This is a genomic window from Bradyrhizobium sp. UFLA06-06, assembly GCF_054820065.1.
In genome coordinates this window covers 166,895-172,819 of the sequence record NZ_JADFUD010000012.1, presented here as the reverse complement: position 1 = coordinate 172,819, position 5,925 = coordinate 166,895, and the positions used below count along the sequence as shown (strand labels likewise).

The window sequence follows — 5,925 nt, the reverse complement described above, 5'->3', positions numbered from 1 at the left end:
CAGCTCGCGTACGCCGTATCCCGATACGAATCCGATCCCGGCGACGAGGACGACAATCAGAAATTCCAACATTGCGGTGCCCCACAATCACCCTGCTGCGATGCAATAAGCGCGGCAATGCGGCGGCGGCTTGACCGGGACGGTTCCTTTTCACGGTGTCGAGCAGAACGCCGCCGCTCCACGGAGTCCTACGGGGTTTTGTTTGCGGGCCTCCTCGGCTACCTTCCGGGAACTCGCGGGGGCCGGGAGTCTGGATGCGCAAGGGCAACGACTACATTTTGAAGCTGCGGCCTTGGTCCTTGCCGACATTCGTCGTCGCCCTGCTTGCGGTGGTGCTGGCCACCGCGACGCAGGAGATGTTCGCGAGCTTCGGCATGCAGTTCTATTTCGCGGGCTTCGTGCCGGCGATCCTGATCGCCGGCCTGATGGGCGGCGCACCCGCCGGCGCCTTTGCCACGATCATCACGGTTCCGATCGTCTGGTGGGCGTTCATGCCGCCCTATTTCGAGTTTTCCTGGCCGACGGCCGACGACTATGACAGCCTGGCGATGTTCCTGCTGTCGAGCGCGCTCTTGGTCTGCTTCTCGCAGCTCTATCGGGAAGCGCTGGCAATTCTGCGGAAGTAGCGGACGGCGCAGGCCGCAACCGGCAGCCGGCGGTGCCGAGCCGGTTGCCCGCGCGGATCGTTCGCCCTCAGATCCCGAACATCCAGATCGCGACGATGGTGGCCAATGTCGCCACGCCGCTGATGGTCCAGCCCACCGCGTAGAAGCTGTCCTCGGGGGCGGTGTCGAGCACCGTATTGGTGGTTTCCGTCACTGACCGCCAGCGCATGGCGTCTCTCCTCGGAACTCATGCCCGGCCGGATAACGCGGCGCCCGGTTCCCGGTTCCGCCGGCTTCGCGGCGGCCATGCCGTTCACGCACAGCTCACGGACTGCTGATCGGCGCCGCGGAACCCTGCGACATTCTGTCCCGTTGAGGATCGCCGGAAACCAACTTGGGAGAATATCCGATGCGAACACTGATCCTCGCCGCCACCGCCCTTGCCTTCGTCTCGTCCACCGCGCTCGCGCAGGACAAGGCGGGCGGCAGCCCGGCCCCCGCCGCGCAAAGCGGCGACACCGCGACCAAGGGCGAGGCGGCCAAGGCGCCGAAGAAGAAAGCGAAGAAGACCGCCAAGAAATCGAGCGCCAAGACCGGTGCCGCCGCGACCGGCGCTGCCCCGACCGGCAGCGATGCCACCAAGCAATAAGCAGAAACAATCGCGCTCTGTGATCCACTTGGCGATCACGGACTTGTCGAGCACGGACTTGTCGAGCACGGATTTGGCGATCACGGAAAAGGCCGCCCGAAGGCGGCCTTTTTACTGTCTCGGTGCGGATGCTGCCTCGGCCCGTCACGTCGCAATCAAGTGCGCCGACCACCTCGGGCAGTGGAAGTTGGATCTGCAAGTTTGATCAATGCAAGTTGGACCAGCGAGAGTTGGACCAGCGAATTCAGGTGCGGGAGGGGGAGCGAAAGAGTTGCGGAGCTGATAATCCGCACCGCCATCGGATCGTTCTGAAAATTGACCACCAGCTCCAGTAATTGCTCCACCTCCCGCACCTTCTGTTGTGCCGCGCGTGCAGGGGCCACGCATGATCCAAACGGGCTATCACTGCAACGCGGAGAAAGATTCATCGATAGGCTTAATGCGGAGCGCCATGGTCGCGCCCGCTCGCGAGCCCGCTCTCGCGTAGCCGCTCGGCAAACCAGAGCGAAGTGGCGCTATCGATGGCACCGCCGACATAGACCTCGGTAAAGCTCACCCCGCTTTGTCCGACGATCACCAGCACGCCCATCGCATAGGCGAACCAGACATTCGGGTCGGTCAGCGCCTGCAGCTTGCGCTGATCGTGCTCGATCGGCTGGTGATTGCTGTCCTTGCGCAGCTCGATGGCCAGGAGATTGTTCGGGATGTCGCGCTGGTGCACGACGATATCGGGATAGATCGACTTGCCGAGATGGTCGTCGGTCGAGCTCCCCGAGCCGCGCGGCAGCCGCAGCGTGCGCTCGCCGAGCCGGTCGTAGTTGCAATCGACCTGCCAGCCGGAAAATTGCCGCTCGACATAGACCGCCAGTCGGTGAGTGAGCGTTCGCTCGCCGAGATCGCGCTCCAGCAGGAACATCTCCTGCACATAGAATTCCTCCACCGCGGCGATCACCTTGTTCAGCTCGGTCTGCATCGACGCCTCCGACTGGACTGGCCGCCGCCGCGGCTCCTTTGGGTTGCGCCCCTACATCTGCACTTCGATCAGCCGCGGTCCCGGCTCGGCAACGGCTTCCGCGAGCGCCTTGTTGAACTCGTCGGCCGTCGTCACCGCCCTGCCCGGCACCCCCATGCCCCTGGCGAGCGCGACGAAGTCGAGCGTCGGCCGATCGATCTTCAGCATGTCCTGCGCCCGCTTGCCCGGCTCGCCGGCGCCGACGCCGTCGAACTCGCCGCGCAGGATCTGATAGATGCGGTTGGCGAACACGATGGTCACCACGTTGAGCCCTTCGCGCGCCTGGGTCCACAGCGACTGGATCGTGTACATCGCGCTGCCGTCGCCGACCATGCAGATCACCTTGCGGTCCGGACAGGCGACCGCGGCGCCGGTCGCCACCGGGGTCGAGAAGCCGATCGAGCCGCCCATGTTCTGCAGCCAGTCATGCGGCGCGGCCGCCGCCGTCGGCGGGAAGAAGCCGCGGCCGGTGGTGACGGATTCGTCGACCATGATGGCGTTCTCGGGGATCGCGCACGCGATCGCCTGCGCGATCGTGGCGTGGTTGAGCGCGCCGGTCGGCTTGACCAGCTCCGGGTGCTGCTGCGGCTTGACGTCCTGCGCGGTCGCATGCAGCGCACCCGCGAGCGCCTCGAGCGCCGCGACCGAATTCTCGCCCCAGGCGGTCATGCGATGCACTTCACAGCCTTCCGCCTTCAGCATGCTCGGCTTGTTCGGATAGGCGAAGAACGCCACGGGATCGTTGGCCTCGACCAGCACGATGTGACGGAAATTCTTCAGGATCGGCAGCGCCTGCTCGATCACATAGGGGATGCGGTTGATCGAGAAGCGACCGCGGCCGCGCGCCATGCGCGGATGATAGGTCTGGCCCATCACCGTGCAGCCGGTCTTGCCGGCGATGCGCTCGGCGAGCGCCAGTCCGTGCTCGGTCAGCGCGCTGCCGGTGACGAGCAGCAGCGTATGCGCGGCATCGCCATGCAGGATCTTCGCCGCGGTATCGACCGCCTGCGGCGAGTAGCTCGGACGCTGCGTGTCGACGGGCACCTCGGCGATGCCGTCGGCTTCGTTCCAGGCGGTGTCGGCCGGCAGGATCAGGGTTGCGATCTGCGGCGGCGCGCTCCTCGCCGCGGCGATCGCGGCCGCGCCGTCGGCGGCAACCGACTTGGCATCCGGCGAGGTGCGCACCCAGGACGACATCGGCCGCGCCAGGCCCTCGATGTCCGATGTCAGCGGCGCGTTGTAGCCGATGTGGTAGGTGGCATGCTGGCCGACGATGTTGACGATGCCGGAATGCGCCTTCTTGGCGTTGTGCAGATTGGCAAGGCCGTTGGCGAGGCCGGGCCCGAGATGCAGCAGCGTCGAGGCCGGCGTTCCCTTCATGCGGAAATAACCGTCGGCCGCACCGGTCACCACGCCCTCGAACAGACCGAGCACGCAGCGCATGCCCGGGACCTTGTCCAGCGCCGCGACGAAATGCATCTCCGAGGTGCCGGGATTGGTAAAACAGACATCCACGCTGCCTGCGACCAATGTCCGCACCAGACTTTCCGCACCGTTCATGCTCTCGCTCCCGTTTCGAGATGTTCTTGAGGTCGCTCAGAGCATGGTCCGATCCGATTGAATCGGATCATGCTCGTATCCTTTTGTTTGGTCGCGTTTTCTTCACGCGAACCGGTGCCCACTTCGCTTGAAAACGCTCCAGCTTTTGTTTGGTCGCGTTTTCTTCACGCGAACCGGTATCCACTTCGCTCGAAAACGCTCCAGATCAACCATTCTTCAGCCGCTTCGTCAAAGGCTTGGCCGGACAATGCAGGTATCGCTTCCGATCTGTTGCCTTTTTAAACCGTGTTGTTCGAAAATGCCTGAGGTCACGGCTTCGTCGCTTGCGAAACGCCGGCAATTGTGGCCTCTCTGACTGCATATTTGATTGTTCGCGAGGACGACGACCATGCGCCCGATTGCCTTGATGTTTGCCGCGCTCACGATCCTGGCAGATGCCGGCCAGGCCCACGCCCAGTTCTTCGACTCCCGCGGCTATCAGTCCGAAGCCCCGAGCTTCTTCGGCGGCGGCGGCGCAAGCCCGATCCCGCGCACGACCGTCAACTACCCGACCAACTACGCCCCCGGCACCGTCGTGGTGAACACCGCCGAGCGCCGGCTCTATCTGGTGCTGGCGAACGGCCAGGCGCTGCGCTACGGCATCGGCGTCGGCCGCGACGGCTTCCGCTGGAGCGGCGTCCACCGCATCTCCGCAAAGAAGGAATGGCCGTCGTGGACGCCGCCGTCGCAGATGCTGCGCCGCCGCCCCGATCTGCCGCGCCACATGAACGGCGGCATCGAGAACCCGCTCGGCGCGCGCGCGATGTATCTCGGCTCGACGCTCTACCGCATCCACGGCTCGAACGAACCTGAGACGATCGGCCAGGCCGTCTCGTCGGGCTGCTTCCGCATGACCAATGACGACGTCACCGACCTCTATGGTCGCGTCTCGGTCGGCACCACCGTGGTGGTGAAGAACAACTGATCGCGTCGATTTCAACGGAACCAGGCGCCGCCATCCGGGAAGATCGCTGATCCCGCCTTGCGCTGCCGCAAACCTTGCGGCAGCGTTGTCATGATGCCCCAGCACCGTCCTTCGATCCTCGTCCTTCTCGCCGCAACGCTCGCCGCTTGCCTCGCTGATGCCGCGGTGCCCGCGGCCGCCACCGAGATACCGGCGATCGCCGCGCGCCAGCGCAACGAGAAGAAAATCTTCACCGACGCCGAGATCGTCGAGGGCTTTCTGAAAACCGCGTTCGGCGCCGAATATCATCTCGCCGGGCGGGTCGACCGCATCCGCAAGTATGACAGTCCGGTGCGCGTGTTCGCCGACGGCAGCCGCGCCGACCGCAAGGCCCAGCTCGCCAAGGTCGTCGCCGACATCCGCGCCAAGGTACAGCATCTCGACATCGCGATGACCGATAACAGCGAAGCGGCCAATGTCGTGGTCAAGCTGGTGCGCGACCGCGAGCTCTACCGCACGATCGCGACGTTCTACGGCCAGGAGCGCGCCAGGGAAATCCGCTCCTCGCTCGACCCGCAATGCCTGTCCGGCTTCCGCAAGAACGAGAACTACGAGATCGAGCATTCCGACGTGATCCTCACCGTCGACAACGGCGATTTCGTCTTCCTCGACTGCGCCTATGAGGAGCTGTTGCAGTCGCTCGGCCCGATCAACGACACCGCCACCGTGCCGTGGACGATGTTCAACGACAACGTCTCGATGGGCTATTTCGACGTCTACGACCAATATCTGCTCAACCTGCTCTACGACCCCCGCATCAAGCCCGGCATGACCGTGCAGGAGGTCAAGGCCGTGCTGCCCGCCGTCCTCGCCGACGTCCGCGCCTGGGTGGCGAAGGTGAACCATCTGGAGTGAGGGTGGGCGGGTTTTTCCGCAAGCGACGAGCACGGACGCTCACGACAAATACAGCTGTCGTCCCTGCGGAAGCAGGGACCCATACGCCGCAGCGAATGTTGTAGTCGGAACTCGTCGTTCCAGCGCCGCGCAGCAATCTACATTTGTGGTTATGGGTCCCTGCTTCCGCAGGGACGATACTGGGTTTGTTGCGCGACTTGTGAATCATGCATTCGCGTTCTCGCGACATGAGCGTGCGATC

At 64.5% G+C, this 5,925-nt stretch carries 8 protein-coding genes; 4 read left to right on the top strand and 4 right to left on the bottom strand.

Annotation, left to right across the window (positions count from 1 at the left end; all coding sequences use genetic code 11):
* The first annotated feature begins 254 nt into the window (after nucleotides 1–254).
* The gene (locus tag IF803_RS13585; RefSeq protein WP_461192462.1) at nucleotides 255–626 is read left to right on the top strand and encodes a DUF4118 domain-containing protein; all 372 of its coding nucleotides are present in this window, start codon (nucleotides 255–257) and stop codon (nucleotides 624–626) included.
* 67 nt (nucleotides 627–693) lie between these two features.
* Here IF803_RS13585 and IF803_RS13580 read toward each other — a convergent pair whose 3' ends face one another.
* The gene (locus IF803_RS13580) at nucleotides 694–834 is read right to left on the bottom strand and encodes a hypothetical protein (RefSeq protein ID WP_411782496.1); all 141 of its coding nucleotides are present in this window, start codon (nucleotides 832–834) and stop codon (nucleotides 694–696) included.
* Nucleotides 835–1,014: 180 nt separating this feature from the next.
* On the opposite strand from IF803_RS13580, the gene IF803_RS13575 reads away from it, so the two are divergent.
* On the top strand, nucleotides 1,015–1,254 hold the full coding sequence (locus IF803_RS13575) for a hypothetical protein (RefSeq protein WP_245288896.1): 240 nt from the start codon (nucleotides 1,015–1,017) through the stop codon (nucleotides 1,252–1,254).
* Between the two features lie 155 nt (nucleotides 1,255–1,409).
* Here IF803_RS13575 and IF803_RS13570 read toward each other — a convergent pair whose 3' ends face one another.
* The 3 genes from IF803_RS13570 to IF803_RS13560 are packed head-to-tail and all read right to left on the bottom strand — an operon-like array spanning nucleotide 1,410 to nucleotide 3,826.
* Nucleotides 1,410–1,637 (bottom strand): hypothetical protein, encoded by a 228-nt coding sequence (locus tag IF803_RS13570; RefSeq protein ID WP_461192461.1) that lies wholly within the window; start codon nucleotides 1,635–1,637, stop codon nucleotides 1,410–1,412.
* A 53-nt stretch (nucleotides 1,638–1,690) separates the two neighbouring features.
* Entirely contained in the window at nucleotides 1,691–2,227 is a 537-nt protein-coding gene (locus IF803_RS13565) for a hypothetical protein (RefSeq protein ID WP_461192460.1), read from the bottom strand.
* A gap of 51 nt (nucleotides 2,228–2,278) precedes the next feature.
* A complete protein-coding gene (locus tag IF803_RS13560; RefSeq protein ID WP_461192459.1) occupies nucleotides 2,279–3,826 on the bottom strand; it encodes an acetolactate synthase large subunit in 1,548 nt (515 codons plus the stop codon).
* 388 nt (nucleotides 3,827–4,214) lie between these two features.
* Between IF803_RS13560 and IF803_RS13555 the strand changes: the two genes are divergently transcribed.
* Together IF803_RS13555 and IF803_RS13550 are read left to right on the top strand one after the other, a co-directional pair.
* Nucleotides 4,215–4,790 carry a L,D-transpeptidase gene (locus IF803_RS13555; protein WP_461192458.1) on the top strand — a complete coding sequence of 192 codons (576 nt, stop codon included), beginning with the start codon at nucleotides 4,215–4,217 and terminating at the stop codon, nucleotides 4,788–4,790.
* Between the two features lie 93 nt (nucleotides 4,791–4,883).
* A complete protein-coding gene (locus tag IF803_RS13550) occupies nucleotides 4,884–5,684 on the top strand; it encodes a DUF2927 domain-containing protein (RefSeq protein ID WP_461192471.1) in 801 nt (266 codons plus the stop codon).
* The last annotated feature ends 241 nt before the right edge of the window (nucleotides 5,685–5,925 follow it).

Coding starts and splice junctions, on each gene's coding strand:
- IF803_RS13585 (WP_461192462.1), top strand. CDS start 255: ATGCGCAAGGGCAACGACTACATTTTGAAGCTGCGGCCTTGGTCCTTG.
- IF803_RS13580 (WP_411782496.1), bottom strand. CDS start 834: ATGCGCTGGCGGTCAGTGACGGAAACCACCAATACGGTGCTCGACACC.
- IF803_RS13575 (WP_245288896.1), top strand. CDS start 1,015: ATGCGAACACTGATCCTCGCCGCCACCGCCCTTGCCTTCGTCTCGTCC.
- IF803_RS13565 (WP_461192460.1), bottom strand. CDS start 2,227: ATGCAGACCGAGCTGAACAAGGTGATCGCCGCGGTGGAGGAATTCTAT.
- IF803_RS13560 (WP_461192459.1), bottom strand. CDS start 3,826: ATGAACGGTGCGGAAAGTCTGGTGCGGACATTGGTCGCAGGCAGCGTG.
- IF803_RS13555 (WP_461192458.1), top strand. CDS start 4,215: ATGCGCCCGATTGCCTTGATGTTTGCCGCGCTCACGATCCTGGCAGAT.
- IF803_RS13550 (WP_461192471.1), top strand. CDS start 4,884: ATGCCCCAGCACCGTCCTTCGATCCTCGTCCTTCTCGCCGCAACGCTC.